This window comes from Xanthobacter autotrophicus (assembly GCF_029991245.1).
Lineage (GTDB): Bacteria > Pseudomonadota > Alphaproteobacteria > Rhizobiales > Xanthobacteraceae > Xanthobacter > Xanthobacter autotrophicus_C.
Genome location: NZ_JAIVFO010000339.1, coordinates 1 through 492, shown reverse-complemented (window position 1 = coordinate 492; position 492 = coordinate 1). Strand labels below are relative to the sequence as shown.

General features: G+C 67.5%; 1 pseudogene. It reads left to right on the top strand.

Features of this window, described 5'->3' with window-relative positions:
* Nucleotides 1-26 precede the first annotated feature (26 nt).
* Nucleotides 27-492 (top strand): annotated as a pseudogene (locus tag K9U41_RS23100) (class I tRNA ligase family protein); the annotation flags it as partial.

Below are 492 nucleotides of genomic sequence, written 5' to 3'. Positions count from 1 at the left end.
GCTAGCGCCTGGTCAACTGGGACCCGGTGCTGAAGACCGCCATTTCCGACCTGGAAGTGGAGAGCGCCGAGGAGGACGGCTTCCTGTGGTCGATCGCCTACACGCTGGATGACGGCCTGAGCTACGAACACGTCGAGCGCGATGCCGACGGCGTGGAAACCCTGCGCGAAACCCGCGACTACCTGGTCGTTGCCACCACCCGCCCGGAAACCCTGCTGGGCGATACCGCGGTGATGGTGCACCCGGAAGACGAGCGTTACGCGCACCTGATCGGCAGGAACGTAGTGCTGCCGCTGACCGGGCGCCGCGTGCCGGTGATCGCCGACGACTACGTGGACCGCGCGTTCGGCACCGGCGTGGTCAAGGTCACGCCCGCGCACGACCCCAACGACTACCAGGTGGGCCAGCGCCACAACCTGCCGATGATCGTGGTGCTCACCCTGCAGGCCACCGTCAGCGAGAACGCGCCCGAGAAGTACCGCGGCATGGACC